The sequence below is a fragment of the Isoptericola sp. Y581 genome, from assembly GCF_059445475.1.
On the sequence record NZ_JCAIUK010000006.1, the window covers coordinates 14,520 to 32,351 of the forward strand.

The 17,832-nt window shown below is 73.1% G+C and carries 18 protein-coding genes and 2 tRNA genes; 13 read left to right on the forward strand and 7 right to left on the reverse strand.

Going from position 1 to position 17,832, the window contains the following annotated elements; genetic code table 11:
• Positions 1–164 precede the first annotated feature (164 nt).
• The 4 genes from AC1C2W_RS12240 (at position 165) to fabF (ending at position 3,902) form a co-directional block, all read left to right on the forward strand.
• Complete coding sequence (locus tag AC1C2W_RS12240) at positions 165–1,139, forward strand: ACP S-malonyltransferase (protein ID WP_495391304.1); 975 nt, start codon at positions 165–167, stop codon at positions 1,137–1,139.
• Entirely contained in the window at positions 1,136–2,149 is a 1,014-nt protein-coding gene (locus AC1C2W_RS12245; RefSeq protein WP_495391303.1) for a beta-ketoacyl-ACP synthase III, read from the forward strand. Before AC1C2W_RS12240 ends, AC1C2W_RS12245 begins: the two co-directional genes overlap by 4 nt.
• Positions 2,150–2,284: 135 nt before the next feature.
• The gene (locus AC1C2W_RS12250; protein WP_079574895.1) at positions 2,285–2,536 is read left to right on the forward strand and encodes an acyl carrier protein; all 252 of its coding nucleotides are present in this window, start codon (positions 2,285–2,287) and stop codon (positions 2,534–2,536) included.
• A 112-nt stretch (positions 2,537–2,648) separates the two neighbouring features.
• Positions 2,649–3,902, forward strand: a complete 1,254-nt coding sequence (gene fabF / locus AC1C2W_RS12255; RefSeq protein WP_495391302.1) for a beta-ketoacyl-ACP synthase II — start codon at positions 2,649–2,651, stop codon at positions 3,900–3,902.
• A gap of 173 nt (positions 3,903–4,075) precedes the next feature.
• On the opposite strand, the gene AC1C2W_RS12260 is transcribed toward fabF, so the two are convergent.
• Both AC1C2W_RS12260 and def read right to left on the reverse strand, forming a co-directional pair.
• Positions 4,076–4,576, reverse strand: coding sequence for a DUF3145 domain-containing protein (locus AC1C2W_RS12260; RefSeq protein WP_495389507.1), 501 nt, complete (start codon positions 4,574–4,576; stop codon positions 4,076–4,078).
• A gap of 158 nt (positions 4,577–4,734) precedes the next feature.
• Positions 4,735–5,220: a peptide deformylase gene (def, locus tag AC1C2W_RS12265; RefSeq protein WP_495413222.1), complete on the reverse strand. Its 486-nt coding sequence runs from the start codon at positions 5,218–5,220 to the stop codon at positions 4,735–4,737.
• Positions 5,221–5,301: 81 nt separating this feature from the next.
• Here def and AC1C2W_RS12270 point away from each other — a divergent pair, with 81 nt between their 5' ends.
• Positions 5,302–6,483 carry an acyltransferase family protein gene (locus AC1C2W_RS12270; protein WP_495413223.1) on the forward strand — a complete coding sequence of 394 codons (1,182 nt, stop codon included), beginning with the start codon at positions 5,302–5,304 and terminating at the stop codon, positions 6,481–6,483.
• On the opposite strand, the gene AC1C2W_RS12275 is transcribed toward AC1C2W_RS12270, so the two are convergent.
• Positions 6,447–6,824, reverse strand: coding sequence for a DUF488 domain-containing protein (locus AC1C2W_RS12275; RefSeq protein WP_495413224.1), 378 nt, complete (start codon positions 6,822–6,824; stop codon positions 6,447–6,449). The genes AC1C2W_RS12270 and AC1C2W_RS12275 overlap by 37 nt on opposite strands.
• 74 nt (positions 6,825–6,898) lie before the next feature.
• Here AC1C2W_RS12275 and AC1C2W_RS12280 point away from each other — a divergent pair.
• From AC1C2W_RS12280 to AC1C2W_RS12300, 5 genes are all read left to right on the forward strand, one after another.
• Positions 6,899–6,972: transfer RNA gene (locus tag AC1C2W_RS12280), tRNA-Ile, on the forward strand.
• A gap of 49 nt (positions 6,973–7,021) precedes the next feature.
• The gene (locus AC1C2W_RS12285; protein ID WP_495413225.1) at positions 7,022–7,432 is read left to right on the forward strand and encodes a PLD nuclease N-terminal domain-containing protein; all 411 of its coding nucleotides are present in this window, start codon (positions 7,022–7,024) and stop codon (positions 7,430–7,432) included.
• A gap of 40 nt (positions 7,433–7,472) precedes the next feature.
• On the forward strand, positions 7,473–7,988 hold the full coding sequence (locus AC1C2W_RS12290; RefSeq protein WP_495413226.1) for a hypothetical protein: 516 nt from the start codon (positions 7,473–7,475) through the stop codon (positions 7,986–7,988).
• Between the two features lie 53 nt (positions 7,989–8,041).
• A tRNA-Asn gene (locus AC1C2W_RS12295) sits at positions 8,042–8,114 on the forward strand.
• A 434-nt stretch (positions 8,115–8,548) separates the two neighbouring features.
• The gene (locus AC1C2W_RS12300) at positions 8,549–9,832 is read left to right on the forward strand and encodes a Fic family protein (protein WP_495413227.1); all 1,284 of its coding nucleotides are present in this window, start codon (positions 8,549–8,551) and stop codon (positions 9,830–9,832) included.
• Positions 9,833–9,915: 83 nt separating this feature from the next.
• Here the strand turns inward: AC1C2W_RS12300 and AC1C2W_RS12305 are convergent, their stop codons facing one another.
• Complete coding sequence (locus AC1C2W_RS12305) at positions 9,916–10,893, reverse strand: nucleoside hydrolase (protein ID WP_495413228.1); 978 nt, start codon at positions 10,891–10,893, stop codon at positions 9,916–9,918.
• Between the two features lie 83 nt (positions 10,894–10,976).
• Between AC1C2W_RS12305 and AC1C2W_RS12310 the strand changes: the two genes are divergently transcribed.
• The gene (locus tag AC1C2W_RS12310; RefSeq protein WP_495413229.1) at positions 10,977–12,431 is read left to right on the forward strand and encodes an MDR family MFS transporter; all 1,455 of its coding nucleotides are present in this window, start codon (positions 10,977–10,979) and stop codon (positions 12,429–12,431) included.
• A gap of 11 nt (positions 12,432–12,442) precedes the next feature.
• Here AC1C2W_RS12310 and AC1C2W_RS12315 read toward each other — a convergent pair whose 3' ends face one another.
• On the reverse strand, positions 12,443–13,633 hold the full coding sequence (locus tag AC1C2W_RS12315; RefSeq protein WP_495413230.1) for an FAD-dependent monooxygenase: 1,191 nt from the start codon (positions 13,631–13,633) through the stop codon (positions 12,443–12,445).
• 76 nt (positions 13,634–13,709) lie between these two features.
• On the opposite strand from AC1C2W_RS12315, the gene AC1C2W_RS12320 reads away from it, so the two are divergent.
• Positions 13,710–14,342, forward strand: coding sequence for a TetR/AcrR family transcriptional regulator (locus AC1C2W_RS12320; RefSeq protein ID WP_495413231.1), 633 nt, complete (start codon positions 13,710–13,712; stop codon positions 14,340–14,342).
• A gap of 37 nt (positions 14,343–14,379) precedes the next feature.
• On the opposite strand, the gene dnaG is transcribed toward AC1C2W_RS12320, so the two are convergent.
• Both dnaG and AC1C2W_RS12330 read right to left on the reverse strand, forming a co-directional pair.
• On the reverse strand, positions 14,380–16,338 hold the full coding sequence (dnaG, locus tag AC1C2W_RS12325) for a DNA primase (RefSeq protein ID WP_495413232.1): 1,959 nt from the start codon (positions 16,336–16,338) through the stop codon (positions 14,380–14,382).
• A 9-nt stretch (positions 16,339–16,347) separates the two neighbouring features.
• On the reverse strand, positions 16,348–17,280 hold the full coding sequence (locus AC1C2W_RS12330; protein WP_495413233.1) for an AraC family transcriptional regulator: 933 nt from the start codon (positions 17,278–17,280) through the stop codon (positions 16,348–16,350).
• Between the two features lie 86 nt (positions 17,281–17,366).
• Between AC1C2W_RS12330 and AC1C2W_RS12335 the strand changes: the two genes are divergently transcribed.
• Positions 17,367–17,831: a VOC family protein gene (locus AC1C2W_RS12335; protein ID WP_495413234.1), complete on the forward strand. Its 465-nt coding sequence runs from the start codon at positions 17,367–17,369 to the stop codon at positions 17,829–17,831.
• Position 17,832: the final 1 nt, after the last annotated feature.

A 17,832-nucleotide genomic window follows, 5' to 3' on the forward strand; every position in this document is an offset into this window, starting at 1 on the left:
GACCGACGAGAGCAACCGGGTCTCGACGAGCTCGACCGACGAGAGCAACCAGGTCTCGACAAGCTCGACCAGCGCACGGCTTGGAGGTTTCCCACAATCGCCTTCCGCGAGGTTCGTGCGGGTCGCGACGACGTGTCCGGCGGGCGGGGTGGCACCGTGGTTCCGTGCTTGCCGTCGTCTGCCCTGGACAGGGCTCTCAGACCCCCGGGATGCTCAGCCCCTGGCTGGAGCTGCCCGGCACCGCCGACCTGCTCGACTCCTTCTCGGCCGCGGCCGGGACCGACCTTGCCCAGCACGGGACGACGTCGGACGCGGACACGATCCGCGACACCGCCGTGGCCCAGCCGCTGATCGTCTCTTCATCGCTGCTCGCGCTGCGCACGATCCTCGACGGTCGCCCCGCGACCGACGTCGTGGACGTCACGGCGGGCCACTCGGTCGGCGAGCTCAGCGCCGCCGCCGTCGCAGGGGCCCTCGACGACGCGGGCGCGGTCGGCCTCGTCTCCCACCGCGCCCGCGCGATGGCGGAGGCCGCCGCGGCCGCGCCGTCGGGCATGAGCGCCGTCGTCGGGGGAGACCCGGACGAGGTGCTGGCCTCCATCGAGGCGGCAGGCCTGTTCCCCGCGAACGTGAACGGTGGCGGCCAGGTCGTCGCCGCGGGCGACCCGGAGCGACTGGCCGCCCTCGCGGCTGAGCCCCCGACCCGCGCCCGGGTGATCCCGCTGCAGGTCGCGGGGGCGTTCCACACGCCGTTCATGGACTCCGCCCGCGTCGCCTTCGAGCAGGTCGCCACCGGCTGGCTCGCCACCGACCCGCGGCTGCCGCTGCTGTCGGACGCCGACGGGGCCTCGTACGACACGCTCGCGCCCGGCTCGAACGGCCACGGCACCGCCGCCGACGTGCTCGCCCGCCTGGCCGCCCAGGTGACCACGCCCGTGCGGTGGGACCTGTGCCAGGCGACGTTCGCCGAGCGCGGCGTGACGGCGATCCTCGAGCTCGCCCCGGGCGGGGTGCTGACCGGCCTGGCCAAGCGGGCTCTCAAGGGCGTCGAGTCGGTCGCGGTCAAGTCCCCGGACGACGTCGACGCGGCGCGCGACCTGATCGCGCGGCACTCCGTCGCCGGCGGGGCCGCCGCGTGAGCACGGCACGCAGGGCGCTGCGCCAGGCGGAGCCGGTCCCGCACTCGCGGATCCTGTCCGTCGCGGGCGAGCGCGGCTCGCGGGTGGTGACGAACGACGACGTCGCCGGCCCCATCGACTCCTCCGACGAGTGGATCCGGCAGCGCACGGGCATCGTGACCAGGCGCCGCGCGGATGCCGAGGTCGGCGTGCTCGACCTGGCCGAGGCAGCCGCCCGCAAGGCCCTCGACGCGGCCGGCCTCACCGGCGCGGACGTCGACGTCGTGATCCTGTCCACGGTGACGTACTTCCACCAGACGCCCGCGGGCGCCGCCCTGCTCGCCGAGCGGCTGGGGGCCACCCCGGCGGCGGCCTACGACGTCTCGGCCGCCTGCGCCGGGTACGCCTACGGCATCGGCCAGGCCGACGCCCTCGTGCGCTCCGGCGCCGCGCGGAACGTGCTGGTGGTGGGCGCCGAGAAGATGTCGGACTTCATCGACCCGACCGACCGCTCCATCTCGTTCCTGCTGGGCGACGGCGCCGGGGCGGCCGTCGTGGGCCCCTCGGACACGCCGGGCATCGGCCCGACGGTCTGGGGCTCGGACGGCGCGAAAGCGCAATCCATCCGGCAGACGCACCCGTGGTCCGACCTCCGCCAGGACCCGACGGCCGGCTGGCCGACGCTGCGCCAGGACGGCCAGAGCGTGTTCAAGTGGGCCAGCTTCCAGATGGCGCCGATCGCCGCGAAGGCCATGGCGGAGGCCGGCGTCGAGGCGCAGGACATCCAGGTCTTCGTGCCGCACCAGGCGAACATGCGGATCATCGACCAGCTGGTCAGGCAGCTGCGGCTGCCCGACGAGGTGGTCGTCGCGCGTGACATCGCCGACACCGGCAACACGTCGGCGGCATCCATCCCGCTCGCCACGGAGCGCCTGCTCGCCGAGGATCAGGCGCACCCGGGCGACCTCGCCCTGCAGATCGGCTTCGGCGCCGGTCTCGTCTACGCGGCCCAGGTCGTGGTGCTGCCCTAGTCAAGCCCCGTTGCTGACCCCATCGGCCGGTTCGCCGCCCGAGGTCGAGACGGACCCCCGTGGTGCGGGACAATCGCACCGCAACACCCCACGGTGCCGGAGGGCCGGTACCCCGTACAAGGAGAGACGTACCCCATGGCTTACACCTCCCAGGAGATCCTCGAGGGTCTTGCCGAGATCGTCGCCGAGGAGACCGGTCTGCCCACGGACGCGGTCGTGTCGGAGAAGTCGTTCACGGACGACCTCGACATCGACTCGCTGTCGATGATGACGATCGTGACCCACGCCGAGGACAAGTTCGGCGTCCGCATCCCCGACGACGAGGTCAAGAACCTCACGACGGTCGGCGACGCCGTCTCGTACATCGAGGGTGCGCAGGCCGCGTGACGCCGCGGGGCCCTCGCCCCGCCGCACGGGCGGGCCGGTCACCCCGGCCCGCCCGGCATCCTGACCGAGCAGCACCTCGCCGCACCCCGTCCCACACCAGGAGTGACCACCCATGACTGCCGCACCTGCCTCGCGCGACGTCGTCGTCACCGGCCTTGGAGCCACCACACCGCTGGGCGGCGACGCCCCCAGCACGTGGGCGGCCGCCCTGGCGGGAGAGTCGGGCGCGCGCACCCTCGACAACGACTGGGCGGAGACGTACGGCCTGCCGGTCACGTTCGCCGCGACGATTAAGGTCACCCCCGACCAGGTGCTCTCGCGGCCCGAGACCAAGCGCATGGACCCGTCCACGCAGTACGCCATGGTCGCCGCCCGGGAGGCCTGGCAGGACTCGGGCGCGCCCGAGGTCGACGGCGAGCGTCTCGGCGTGGTCGTGTCGTCCGGCATCGGCGGCATCTGGACGACGCTCGACGGCTGGGACACGCTCCGGGAGCGCGGCGCGCGGCGCATGCTCCCCATGACGGTCCCGATGCTCATGCCGAACTCCCCCGCCGCCTACGTGTCGCTCGAGTTCGGCGCCAAGGCCGGGGCACACGCCCTGGTATCCGCCTGCGCGTCCGGCGCCGAGGCGATCGGCTACGGCATGGACATGATCCGCGCCGGCCGCGCCGACGTCGTCGTGTGCGGCGGCACCGAGGCCACGATCCACCCGATGCCGATCGCCGCCTTCGCGGCCTCGCGCACCCTGTCGCTGCGCAACGACGACCCGCAGGGCGCCTCCCGCCCGTACGACGTCGACCGCGACGGCTTCGTGATCGGCGAGGGCGCGGCGGTGCTGGTGCTCGAGAGCGCCGAGCACGCTGCGGCGCGCGGCGCGCGCATCTACGCCCGGCTCGCCGGGCTCGGCCTGTCGTCCGACGCCTACCACATCACCTCGCCGGACCCCGAGGGCACCGGCCAGGTCTCCGCCATGCGCCGGGCGCTCGAGGACGCCGGCGTGACGTCGCGCGACGTCGCGCACGTCAACGCGCACGCCACGTCCACCAAGGTGGGCGACCTCACCGAGACGGCGTCCATCCGCAAGCTCATGGGCGGCGAGGCCGACCACGTGCGGCTCTCGGCCACCAAGTCGATGACGGGACACCTCCTGGGTGGCGCCGGTGCGCTCGAGACGCTCTTCACGGTCAAGGCCGTGTCCGAGCGGCTCGCCCCGCCCACGATCAACGTCGAGAACCCCGACCCGGAGCTCCAGGTCCCGCTGGTGCGCAGCACCCCGGAGAAGCTGCCCGACGGCGACCTCGTCGCGATCAACAACTCCTTCGGCTTCGGCGGCCACAACGTGGCGCTCACGGTCACCAGCGCCTGACAGACGGTCCACCGACGCGAAACGCCGGTTGAGCCTGTCGGAGACTCACCACGCCGGTTGAGCCTGTCGAAACCCCGTCACAGGGTTTCGACAGGCTCAACCGGCGTGCTGGGTTTCGACAGGCTCAACCGGCGTGCTGGGTTTCGACAGGCTCAACCGGCGTTGTCGTCGGGTCAGCCGACCCGGTGCAGCCAGCGCACGGGGGCGCCGGCCCCGGCGTACCGGAACGGTTCGAGCTCGTCGTCCCAGGCCGTGCCGAGGGCGAGATCGAGCGCGTCGCGGACGGCGCGCGGGTCGTGCGCGGACTCCAGCGCGGCGCGCACGCGGTCCTCGGGCACGACGACGTTCCCGTGCACGTCGGTCATGGCGTGGAAGATGCCGAGGTCAGGTGTGTGCGACCAGCGGGCGCCGTCGGCGCCGTGGCTCGCGTCCTCCGTCACCTCGAAGCGCAGGTGGTCCCAGCCCCGCAGGGCAGAAGCCAGCCGGGCACCCGTCCCCTGGGCGCCCTGCCACGAGTACTCCGCGCGGTAAAGACCGCGCGACGCCGGCTGGGGTGTCCAGTCCAGCGACACGCGGCTGTCGAGCACGTTGCCCGCCGCCCACTCGAGGTGAGGGCACAGTGCTCGGGGTGCCGAGTGCACGAACAGCACACCGCAGGTGATCGCGCCAGCCATGTTGTCCTCCCTGGTTCCGAGGTCCGTCTTCCCCTACGTCCTCGAACCGGTAGGCCTGCTGGTCGCTGCACTCCGACGGTGTGTCGTCTTGACACATCCTGCCCGATGACGGGCTGCCGTGCGAGAGGAAGCGCGGACTTGAGCAGCCCTTGAGGGACTCAGAGCCGCTCGCGCAGCTCGCGCATCGCCTTCTTGCGCGCGCCGCGCTCGAGGCGATCGAGATAGAGCTTGCCGTCCAGGTGGTCGCACTCGTGCTGGAGGCAGCGCGCCAGGAGCCCGGTGCCCTCCACGACCACCTCGGCGCCGTCGAGGTCCGTGCCGACCACGCGGGCGTACCAGGCGCGCGTCGTCGGGTACCACAACCCCGGGACGGAGAGGCAGCCCTCGTCGTCGTCCTGCGACTCCTCGGAGAGCTCCACGATCCGCGGGTTGAGCACGTAGCCGATCTCGTCCTCGACGTTCCAGGAGAACGCGCGCAGGCTGACACCGATCTGGTTGGCCGCTAGCCCCGCCCGGCCGTCGGCGTCGACCGTCTCGACGAGGTCCTCCACGAGGGACCGGACGCGGTCGTCGACAGCAGTGATCTCGTCGCACGGTGTGCGCAGCACAGGGTCGGGCAGCACCCGGATCTCTCGCATCGCCATGCGGCGCATTCTCCCACGTCGCGGACGCCTGACAGCGCCGATTATCACGGTTTGATAACGTGCGGGGCGATGCTTCAACGGATGACTGAGTCAATCACACCACTCGCCCCCGGCACCGGGACGACGCCCGCACCCACGACGCCGCGGCCCCGGCTGGCCGCGCTCGACGGGCTCCGCTTCCTGGCCGCGATGGCGGTGCTCGCCTACCACTACGTCGCCGTCAACCACCACGCCTGGGGTCCGCGGACGGACGTGTCGTTCCCGAACCTGCAGCCGCTGGTGGCGTACGGGTCTTTCGGCGTGCAGCTGTTCTTCGTGATCAGCGGGTTCGTCATCCTGATGTCCGCCTGGGGGCGCGACGTGCGCTCGTTCACGGCGTCCCGCGTGGGCCGGCTGTTCCCTGCCTACTGGTTCTCCGTGGCCGCCGTCGTCGCGCTGCTCGTGCTGGTGAACCCCGGACGCAAGACCGTCGGGCTCGCCGAGACGGCCGCGAACCTCACGATGGTGCAGCGCGCCTTCGGGGTGCAGGACATCGAGCCCGTGTACTGGACCCTCTGGACCGAGCTCCGGTTCTACGTGCTCATGGCCGTGCTGCTCGCGGTCGGCATGACCCGCAACCGGCTCATCGCGTTCGCCGCGGTCTGGCCGGTCCTGGCGGCGATCGCCGTGCGGAGCGACAGCGACCTATGGTCCACCGTGCTGGTGGGCAGCGACGCCCCGCTGTTCGCCGGCGGGATGATGCTCTTCCTGCTCACCAAGGAGCGACGCTCCCTCGTCCTGTGGCTGGTGCTCGGGCTCAACGTCGCCCTTGCCGGCGTCGTCTCCGGCCGCTCCCAGTCGCTGCGGATCGCGAACAGCACCGACATCACCGTGGGGCCGGAGACGTACTGGGTCGCGATCGTCGTCTGCTTCGCCCTCGTCGCCGCCGTCGCGCTCACCCGGCTCGACCGGCTGTCGTGGAAGTGGCTGACCGTGGTCGGTGCGCTCACCTATCCCCTGTACCTGCTGCACTCGTCGTGGGGAGAGTGGATCATCGGTGCGGCCAGCCCGCACCTGCCCGTCGCCGTGACGTTCGTGCTCGTCACCGCCGCGATGCTTGCCGTCGCCTACCTTGTGCACCGCTTCGTGGAGCGGCCGCTGGGGCCACGACTACGCCGGGCGGTGGCACGCGACCTGGAGCGCACGGGTCGCGTGCTCGGCCGTTCGAGTCGGGACGCCCTGCCGGCTCAGGCGCGCGAGCCCGAGTCCGTCTCCTCGAGGTAGTCCCGCAGGACGTCGCGCAGCACGAGCGCCTGGTTGTGCTCCGTGTCTCGCGCGGAGTACAGCAGGGTCAGCCGGGAGTCGCCCGCGCCCAGGGCGGCGACCTCCGCCACGGCCGGGTTGCCGTCCAGCTCCGCCCGGTACCGGCGCTCGAACTCCGCGAAACGTTCCGGCTCGTGGTGGAACCAGGTCCGCAGGTCGGACGTCGGCGCGAGATCCTTGCGCCACGCGTCCAGGTGGGCGTCCTCCTTCGACACCCCTCGCGGCCACAGCCGGTCCACGAGCACCCGCGCGCCGTCGTCGGGCCCGGGCGGGTCGTACACGCGCTTGACGTCGACGGTCACCACCCCATGACACCGCGCCTCCGGCCGGGATGCACGCGCTGCGCGGGGGCGTCGGGCCGATATGCTCGCCGCGCGCCCCGTTAGCTCAGCTGGTCAGAGCAGGAGACTCATAATCTCTCGGTCGTGGGTTCAAGTCCCACACGGGGCACCCGTGACGGCTGCGGCACGCGAGGCGGCCGAGCCGCTACGCTCCCGCCATGCTCCGCGTGCTGCCGATGCTGGCCTACCTCGCGCTCGTCGTCTACGCGCTCGTCGACGTCGTCCAGTCCGACGAGGAGGACGGCGGCGGCATCCAGAAGGGCTTCTGGATCCTGCTCATCGTGTTCCTGCCGTTCGCGGGCTCGATCGCGTGGCTCGTCGTGAGCCGGCGCGCCCGCGCGGGTCGCCGCGCGTCGCCCCGGACCGGCTTCCCCGCCGGTCCCGTCGCGCCCGCCCAGTACCCCGGGCGCCGTCGCACGTGGGAGCAAAACGACGTCCCTGACCACCCGGACGACGATCCCGAGATGCGCTGGCTGCTGGAGCAGGCCCGACTCAAGCGAGAGCGGGCGGAGGAGTACCGCCCCTCCGCCGCCGACGAGGGCGGGCAGGGCGCGACGCCCGCCGGCTGACATCGGCAGCACGCAGGTGCGAAGTCGGTACGGTGACGCCATGTTGTTCCGCCGCTCTCCCCTGCCCGACGACGTGCGCCGCGCGCTTCCCCTCGCCCGCGGGGAGCGCGTGCTCGCGCCCGCCGAGCTCGCCGACGGCCGGTGGGCCGTGGCCACGACCGCCCGGCTCGTCGTCGTCGGGCCTGACCCGCAGGACGTCGTCGTGCGGCGCCCGTGGTGCGACGTGGACCGCGGCGTGTTCGACCCCGAGCGGTCCGAGCTCGTCGTCACGTGGGTGGACGCCGTGCCCGACACGGTGCTGCGCCTCGTGGACGCCGAGCGCACCCCGTTCCCCCTGACCCTGCGGGAGCGCGTGGAGTGGTCGGTGGTGCTCGCCGAGACGGTGAGCGTCCCCGGCGGCGGCGACGTCAAGGTCGCCGTGCGGCGCTCCGCCGACGGCGGCCTGTTCTCCCAGGCCCTGGCCGGACCGGGCGTCGACCTCGCCCGGCCGGACGTCGCCCGAGTGGTGGACGCCACGGAGTCCAGGGTGCGGGGAGCGTCCGGCCTACCCCTGTGAGCCTGGTAATGTTCCTTCCGATCCGAAAGCCGCACGGCCGGGTGATCATGCGATCCCGCGTAGCTCAGCTGGCAGAGCATCCGACTGTTAATCGGACGGTCGTTGGTTCAAGTCCAACCGCGGGAGCCTCAGACAAAGAATGCCCCTGACCTGCAGTCATGCAGGTCAGGGGCATTCGTCTTTTCGGCGGCGTGCAACATGCGTGTAACTGACCCCCGGTTCACCGTCGAACCTCGCGAGAGGTGCCCTCCATGACCGCCGATCCAGGTCGACGTCGTAGCCGCGCATCAGCAGGCGGCGCTCCCCGCCAACTCGGACATCTTGGTGACGGGTTCGGGAGCCCAGTTCGGCGTGGAAGCGCGGGTACTGGTCGGCGTCCATCGTGATGCTCCCTCTCGGTTGGTGCTGGAACACCTGCTGTAGTGAGGGGTAGCCCCCGCTACGGATCAGTGGGACCCCCCACCTCACGTGTGAACCCCACCGGAAACTTCACCGTTCGAGCGCTACAGTTAAGGTTAGGTCACTAGACTTAACTGTAGGAACTCAGAGGAAGGCCTGATGTGGCTGCCACCGAGAAGCGGGGCGACTCAGTCGCTGCACCCGACGAACCGACCCTGTGGGTGCGCGAGGTCCAGCCACCGAACCTCGGGGCGATGCGGTCGGCCGATCGTCGCGGCGGCTCATACCGACGGTACTTCCCCGTCGGACTCGATGAGCGGATGGCACCCCTCCTCGATGCCGACGCGATGGAGTCCATCACCGACATCTCGGTCGCCGTCGCCCGCATCGCCCAGAGACTGCGAGACCGACCGCAGCCGATCCTCTACTCCACGCTGGTGCGCTCAGAGTCGATCTCATCCTCCTGGGTCGAGGGCCTGCGCGAGACCCCACGCAACATCATGGTTGCCCAGTTGAAGGACCGTGATCCCGGAATGGAGGGCTACCAGTTCGAGCATATGGACACAGCCCAAGCCATCCTCGGCAACCTCGACTCCATTCGTCACGGCGTCGAGTCGCTGCGCGCACCGTGGGACGACCAGCCCATCCACGATATCCACCGCACCATCGCTCCGAACGTCCATGACGGCGGGTACCGCGACGTCGACGTGCAGATCGGCGGCTCGTCAAAACTGACGGCCGCGTACGTCGCTCCCCCTGCCCACAAGGTGCCCGCGCTGATGGCCAACCTGGTGGACTACGCGAACCGCAGCCCCGACAGCCCGCTCATCAAGGCGGCGCTGATCCACGCCCAGTTCGAGACCATCCACCCGTACGAGGACGGTAACGGTCGCACCGGCCGCGTCCTGGTACACGGCTACCTCGCCCGCGCTGGAGCTCTCGACCAGGGCGTCCTGCCGCTGTCCGTGGTCCTGCGACGCGACACCGACGAGTACGTGCGGCGACTGACGGAGTTCCGGCACGGCGACCCTGCCACCAGGCCTGAGGCCGTCAGTCAGTTCGTCGCCTACTTCGCCGACGTCCTGGCCGGCTCCTGCGAGGAGACCGAGCGCGTGATGCAAGAGTCGGCCGAGGTGCAGGACGACTGGAACGAGCGCGTGTCCCGCTTCCGCTCCGACTCGAAGGTGCACGACGCCCTCCGCGTCCTGGCGGAACAGCCCGTCGTCACGGCCCGTTACCTTCAGCAGGCATTGGGCGTCTCCCGAGTCACGGCGCGGAAGGTCATCGACAATCTCGTCGAGGTCCAGGTGCTGGAGCCGTCGGGCGGACGGTTCCGGCGCTCCGAGGTGTATCAGGCCCCGCTACTGCTGCGAATGATGGACCGCCTGGTGCCGGGCATCCAGCCGACGACGCTGCCGAAGCCTCGACCCGCACGTCGGCCATGAGGTCCGGCGAGCGGCCCGCGCAGCGGACCGCAGCGACCTGACCGTGGTGCGTGCGCCCGCGGGGCAGGAGCCTCGTCGTCCGGTCAGAGCGTGAGCAGCCGCTCGACCAGGTGCGGAGCGAGCGGCACGTCGGTCGCGAGGACCAGGCGCGTGCGGGCGCCCGGCTGGTCGGGGTAGCCCGAGTACATGCCGCGCAGGTCGCAGAGCGTCTGCCCGCGGCCGGGGCCGCGCGAGTCGTCGACGGACACGTGCACGCGCGGCGCGAGCGTTGGCGCCACGCCGCCGACCGTGATCGCGGCGGCGAGCGGGTCGTGGAGCGCGGAGCAGCGGCGGCCGAAGGTCGGGACGTGGAAGTCGAAGTACAGGTCCAGGACCTCGCCGAGCCACGGCGCCACCGCGGTGCCCGCCTCGAGCAGCGTCTTGCGGTCGGTCTCCTCGAGCAGGTTCGCCATCGTCACGTCGAGCGGCACGAGGGTGACGTCCCAGTCGGCGGCGAGCACGAGGGCCGCCGCTTCGGGGTCGTTCGCGATGTTCGCCTCGGCGACGGGCGAGACGTTGCCGGGGTGCAGGGCGGCGCCGCCCATGATGGTCAGGTCGCGCACCCGGCCTGGCAGCGTCGGGTCCTCGCGGAGCGCGAGGGCCAGGTTGGTGAGCGGGCCGACGGCCACGACCCGCAGCGCCCCGGCGTGCTCGTGGGACAGCCGGAGCAGCAGCTCCACCGCCGGCTCCCCCACGGGCGCGCGACCCGACGGCGGGAGCACGACGTCGCCGACGCCGTTGCGGCCGTGGACGCCCGGCGCCCCGCCGGCAAAGGCGCCCGCCAGCGGGTCGTGCGCGCCGACGGCGACCGGCACGTCGCCGCGGCCCGCGAGCGCCAGCAGGTCGAGGGTGTTGACGGCGCCCTGCCGGGCGTCGATGTTGCCGCTGACGCTGCCCGCGCCGACGAGGTCGACCTCCGGCGAGGCGAGCAGGTAGGCGAGGGCGAGCGAGTCGTCGACCCCGGTGTCGCAGTCGAGGTAGAGCGGGGCGGCGAACGGTACAGACGGAGCAGGCAGGGTCACGGAAAGTCCTTCGATGTCGTGGGAGCGAGGACAAGTCTCCCCCACCGGGAATACCTGCCTTGGGCGCCCGACTTGTTCCTCACGTGCCCACGACCGCTCGTGTCTCCGTCGGGCTGCGCTCCGAGCGCGGCCCGATCCTCCTGTCCCTCATGCTCGCGACGGCGCTCGTCGCGCTCGACGCGACGATCATCGCCACGGCGTCGGCGACCATCGCCAGCGAGCTCGGCGGCTTCGAGCAGCTGCCCTGGCTCTTCTCCACGTACCTGCTGGCCCAGGCGGTGAGCACCCCCGTCTTCGGGCGCCTGGCGGACGTGCTGGGCCGCAAGCGGCTGATGCTCGCCGGCGTGGGCCTGTTCTTCCTCGGTTCGATGCTCTGCGGCGTCGCCCCGACCATGGAGATCCTCATCGTGGGGCGCGTGCTGCAGGGCCTCGGCGCCGGCGCCGTGATGCCCGTGTCCATGACGATCGCCGCGGACATCTACACGCTCGAGGAGCGCGCGAAGACCCAGGGCTACCTGGCGTCCGTGTGGGCCATCTCGGCCGTCGTCGGCCCCACCCTGGGCGGCGTGTTCTCCGAGTTCACGAGCTGGCGGTGGATCTTCCTCGTGAACATCCCCCTGTGCGCGATCGCGGCCTGGATGCTGGCGCGCCGCTACCACGAGCCGGCGCGCAACGGCGCCCGCGAGCCGATCGACTACGTCGGGGCCACGCTCCTCGCGGCGGGCAGCACCATGCTGCTGCTGGGCCTGCTCGAGGGCGGCACCCGGTGGGCGTGGGGGTCGCTCGCCTCCGTCGCGATCTTCGCGGTCGCGGTGCTCCTGCTCGTGGCCTTCGCCGTCCACGGGCGGCGCACGCGGCACCCCATCGTCGACCTCGCCATCCTGCGGCGCCGCGTCGTCGGGGTCTCCACCGCGGTCTCCCTGCTCGTGGGCGTGGTCGTGCTCAGCCTGTCCACCTACGTGCCGATCTACGCCCAGGGCGTGCTCGGCACGGGTCCGCTCGTGGCGGGCTTCGCCCTCGCCGCGATGACCGTGGGCTGGCCCCTGTCGGCGTCGAACGCCGGACACCTCTACCTGCGGATCGGCTTCCGGCTCACCGCCGTCATCGGCACCTCGCTCGTGGTGGTCGGCACCGCGCTCACGCTGCTGCTCGGCGACGCGACGCCCGTGCTCGCCGTCGCGGGCGCATGCTTCGTCATCGGGGCGGGCATGGGCCTCACCGCCGTCCCCACCCTCATCGCCGCGCAGTCCCAGGCGTCGTTCACCGAGCGCGGCGCCGTGACCGGCACCAACATGTTCGCACGCTCCCTCGGGTCGGCCGTCGGCGTGGCGGTGTGCGGCGCGATCGTCAACGCCCGCACCACCCTCGGCCCGGACGGCACCCCTACCGGTGCGGGCCTGATGCCGGCGCTGCACCTCGTCTTCGTGCTGCTCGTCTGCGTCGCGGCGGTGCTGGTGGTGCTCGCCGCGCTGATGCCCGCCGACCGGCAGGCCGCGCAGGAGCGTCGCGCGAGCATGCAGGAGGCCGCGGAGTCCTGACCCGGCGCGCATCAGGGCAGCGCCGGCGGGGTCCAGCCCATCACGCCCTTCACTCCCCCGCTCACGGCCGCCGCGGGCAAGGCCCGCATCAGGGCGTTGCGCAGCCCCTGCCACCGCGGCCCCAGGTGCGAGCCGAAGCGGCCGCTGGCCACCGACGCGCGGGCGAGCGCACGGCACCGAGGGCGCCGCACGGAGTCGAAGGCGGCGAGCGCCTCGCCGAGCGACGAGCCCGCGGCCATGCCGCCCGCGACGATACGGCCCACGCACACGCCGTCCTCCAGGGCGGTCGCCGCCCCCTGACCCATCGTGGGCAGCGTGGCGTGCGCCGCGTCGCCCACCATGACCACGCGGCCGCGCGCGTAGCGCGACAGCCCGCCGGGCAGGTGGTGCACGTCGTGCCGCATCACGGCGCTCGGCGGGGTCTGCGCCAGCAGCTCCTGCACCGGGCCCGCCCAGCCGGCGAACCGCTCGCGCGCGGCGCCGAGCTCGTCGTCCAGGCGGGTGCGCTCCGGCATCCGGACGTAGCCGTACCAGTAGGTCTCCCGCGCGCCCACCGGCATGATACCGAACTCGGCGTGCGCACCCCAGTACTGCACGAGTCCGGGGTCGGCCGCCTGCTGCGGCACGATCGCCCGCCAGCTCGAGTAGCCGCTGTACGCGATCTCGCGGCCGGGGAAGACCGCCACCCGGACGGCACTGCGCACCCCGTCGGCCCCGACGACGAGCTCCGCCGCACGCTCGTGAGCCCGGCCGTCCCGGCCCGCGTGGCGCACGACGGCGGGCGCGCCGTCTGGGTCGCCCGCGTCGAGGAACGTCACGCGGGCGTCGGTGACGACCTCGATCCCCAGGTCGCGGGCGCGGGCCAGCAGCGCAGCGTGCACGCGCGCACGGTGGACGCCGCGCAGCACGGTCATCGCGCGTTCGCCCGGGTCATCCGGGAGCCGCATGATCGGGCGGCCGCTGGCGTCAAGCGTTCCGGTGGCCCACGTCTGCGGCCCGAGCGCGGCGACGGCGGCGCCGTCGATCCCCAGCCCGGCCAGGGACGCCACCGCGTTGGGGGTGAGCGCCACCCCGGCACCGACCTCGCCGAGCTCGTGCGTCCGCTCCAGCACCGTCGTCCGCCATCCCGCCTCCGCGAGGGAGACGGCCGACGCGAGACCTCCGATGCCGCCGCCGACCACGATCGCCGTGTGTGTCGCCATGCCGAACCTCCGCGAGCCGAGAGCCAACCCGGTACCACTACGTGCGTAGTGGTATTCATCTTGCCATACTGACCGCGTGCCCCGGACCAACCCCGAACGACGCCGCGACCTGACCGACGCCGCGATCACGCTGCTGGTGGACGAGGGCGTGCACGGGCTGACGCACCGGGCGGCCGAGCGCGCGGCGGGGCTCCCGGCGGGCACGGCCGCGAACTACTTCCGCAGCCGCGAGGAGCTGCTCGTCTCCGTCGCCACGAGGATCGTCGAGCTGCACCTCGCCGACGCACGGCAGGCGACCGAGGCATCCGTCGGGGCGTCGCCGGTGGGTCTCGACAGGCTCGACCGACGAACAGCGCGCGACCAAGCCCTCACGCTCGACCGCATGACCGACCTCATCGCCGCGTCGCTGCTCGACGCCGCCACGCGGCACCGCGACCGCTACCTCGCGATCGCGGAGCTCCAGCTCGAGGCGCGCCGCCGTCCCGCGCTCGCCGCCGCCCTCGCCGGGCTGGCGACGCAGGCCTCCGACCTCACGGCGGTGATGCACGCCGACACCGGGCTCGACGTCGACCCGGCGGCCGTGCCCACGCTCGTGCTCCTGTACGGCGGGGCGCTGCTCACGCTGGTCACGGGGCACGTCGACGTCGACGCGGAGACCACCCGGCGCCTGGCCCGCGCCATGGTGCACGGGACGCTCGGACCCCGCTGATCGCGGCCCTGCGGGCGCCGGCCACGGTCGTGGGTCGTCAGCCCTCGCGCAGGGCGCGGCGCTGCTGCTCGATGGCGAGCAGGTCCGTGAAGGCCTGCTGGAAGGCGGCCGGGTCCTTCTCCTGGTCCAGGCGCTGCAGCCGGCTCCTCGCATCCGCGATGCGCCGGGTGAGGCCCAGGTCCACCAGGGCCCGCACGACGTCCGCCACGTACGCCCCGATGGCATCCTCGCGGTCCTCCGGCACGGGCGCGACCGCCAGCTCGGTCACCAGCGGCGCCACCGTCTCGGGCGCCTGCTCCGCGACGGCCTCGACCCATCGGCCGCCGCCGAGCTCGCGGCCCGTCGCGACGCCGCCCGCGGCGCGCACGGCGTCGTGCACGGCCCGCCACGCCGGGACCCCGAACGCGACGTCGCCGAGCTCGTCGAACGACGCTGGTACGTGCTGCGGGTATTGCAGCACGACGACCAGCGCCTGGCGCTCCAGGCGGGCGACCGGGTCCCGCGGGTCGGGGGTGGCCAGCACGGGCACCCCCGGCGCACCGGCGTCACCGTCCGGTCGGGCGTCCGACCGGGCGTCCCGCTGGCCCCTCCGCTGGTCACCACCGTGTGCGCGCGCCGGCGCCGTGGCGGCACGCGCCACCTCCCTGCGCACGTCCTCCGTGTCGATCCCGATCCAGCGGGCGAGCGAGCGCGCGTAGCCGAGCTGCATCGACCGGTCGCGGATGCCGGCGACGAGTGGAGCCGCGGCGCGCAGAGCGCCGACCCTGCCCTCGACGGTGTCGAGGTCGTAGGAGTCCAGCGTGGTGCGGATGACGAACTCGAACAGCGGCTGTCGGCCGTCCACCAGCGCGCGGACCGCCTCAGGGCCGCGGGCCATGCGCAGCTCGCACGGGTCCATGCCGCCGGGCTCGACGGCCACGAAGGTCTGGGCGTGGAAGCGCTGGTCCTCCCCGAAGGCGCGCACCGCCGCCTTCTGCCCGGCCGCGTCGCCGTCGAACGTGAAGATCACCTCGCCGCCGAGGGACGCGCCCGAGGCGAGCTGCAGCCCGCCCCCGGCGGTCGTGTCGCCGAGCAGGCGGCGCACCACCTTGGCGTGGTCCGCGCCGAAGGCGGTGCCGCACGTCGCGACGGCTGACTCCTCGCCGGAGAGGTGCGCCGCCATGACGTCGGTGTACCCCTCGACGATGACGACCCGCTTGCCCTGCGCGATCGCCCGCTTGGCGAGGTCGATCCCGTAGAGCACCTGCGACTTCTTGTAGAGGGAGGTCTCCGGGGTGTTGAGGTACTTGGGCCCCTGGTCGTCGTCGTACAGACGCCGCGCGCCGAAGCCGATCACCGCGCCCGTGACGTCCCGGATGGGCCAGACCAGGCGCCCGCGGAACCGGTCGTAGATGCCGCGCTGCCCCTGACTGACCAGGCCCGACGCGACCAGCTCCGCCTGCGTGAACCCGCGGCCCTGCAGGTGGCGCAGCAGGGCGTCCCAGCCTGTGGGCGCGTAGCCGACACCGAAGTGCTCGGCGTCCGCGCGGTCGAAGCTGCGCTCCGCGAGGAACGCGCGACCTGCCTGGGCGCCGGGGCCGAAGAGCTGCTCGGCGTAGAACTCCGCCGCGACGCGGTGCGCCTCGATCAGCCGCTGCCGCTTGCCGGGCTCCTCACGCTTCCCGCGGTCGGCCGCGGCGCCCGTGCGCGAGTCCTCGTAGCGCAGCTGCACCCCGGCCCGGTCGGCCAGGTACTCGACGGCATCGGTGAAGCTCATCCCGTCGATCTTCTGCACGAAGGAGATGACGTCGCCGCCCTCGCCGCAGCCGAAGCAGTGCCACCGGCCGACGCCGGGGCGCACGTGGAACGACGGGCTCCGCTCGTCGTGGAAGGGGCACAGGCCCTTGAGGGAGCCGACGCCGGCGGGCTTGAGCGTGACGTGCGCCGAGACGATCTCCTCGATCCGTGCGCGCTCGCGAACGGCCTCGACGTCCTCCCGCTTGATCAGCCCTGCCACGGGCCGAGTCTATGCGTGCCCGGCAGGGGTCAGGACGCCCGTCGACGCCGCGCCGCGCGACGTCGCACAACGCCGGGCGTAGGCAGCCGGCGGCATGCCGAGGGCCCGCGCGAAGTCGACGCTGAGGTGCGCCTGGTCGTAGTAGCCGACGGCGGCGGCGAGGTCCGCGAGCGGCCGACCCGGGTCGGCGGCGAGCAGGTCGGCCGCCAGGTGCACGCGGTGGCGCTGGAGCACCCACTTGGGGCTCACCCCGACCCAGCCGGCGAACAACCGCTGCAGCGAGCGCGCGGTCGTGCCGGCGAGCTCGGCGAGGTCGGAGACGCCGGCGTCGGGGCCGAGCTCGCCGCCGACGACGGCGCCGAGCACCCCCGCCACGCGGGCCAGCGCGTCGGCCGAGCGCGGGGTGCGGCCCCGGGCCGCCGCCGCCCGCAGGACGGGGGTGACGGCGGCGACCGCCGCGGCGTCGTCGCCCTGCTGCACGGCGCGCACCGCGCGGCGTCCCGCCTCCTCGATGTCAGCCGGTCCCGGCTCGTCGGCCGCGGCGCCGGCCAGCACGGTGACGGCCGGCACGACCAGCCCCGCCCGCACGATGTCGGGCCGGTCGCGCAGCACACGCAGCGCGCCGGGCCGGAGCTTGGTGCCCAGCACGGCGCCGGAGCCGCGCAGCGTCCGGGTGAACAGCCCGGCCGGGATGCCGTGCACGGCGAAGCCGCCCGCCTCGGCCACGACGTTCGCATGCGGGTGCGGGATGACGACCTGCGTGAACTCGGCGCCCGGCGCCAGGTCCCACCGCACCACCCAGTGCCGCTCGACGAGGTCCGCGAGGTCAGGCGCCGGGTCCAGCCGCACGAGGTCGAACCCGCCGCGGGCCGCGGCAGGGTCGACGATCCCACGGGTCGACGCGGTCGACGCGGTGGGTGCGGGCTCGAACACCTGTCGCATTCCTCCAAGACTGCCGCAGTGCACCGACACGAGCATGGTGAGCGCGCCCGGACGCACCCGGCCACACGACCCAGGAGGAGAGACCCATGGACCTGTCCGACATGTCCCCGCTGCACCCGAACCTCACCGTCACCGACCCGCGCGCCGCGATCGACTTCTACGTCGCGGGACTCGGGGCCGAGGTGATCGACACCATCATCGCGGGCGACGCGATCATCCACTCGGACCTGCGGATCGTCACCGACCGGGGGACGTCCACCTTCACGGTGGCCGCGTCCTTCCCTGCGGAGGGCGCCGTGGCCCCGGGGGCGGACGGCGCGACCACCGGCTCGTTCACCCTGTACGTGGACGACGCCGACGCCGCGCACGCCCGCGCGGTCGCGGCCGGCGCCAAGAGCACGCAGGAGCCCGGCGACTGGTTCCCGGGCTTCCGGCAGGCGGCCGTGCGCTGCCCGGCGGGGCACCGGTGGTTCTTCGCGCAAGTGGCCGACGACGTCACCCCGGCGGACGTCCAGCGCGCCAGCGACGCGTGGATGGCCCAGCAGGCCTGAG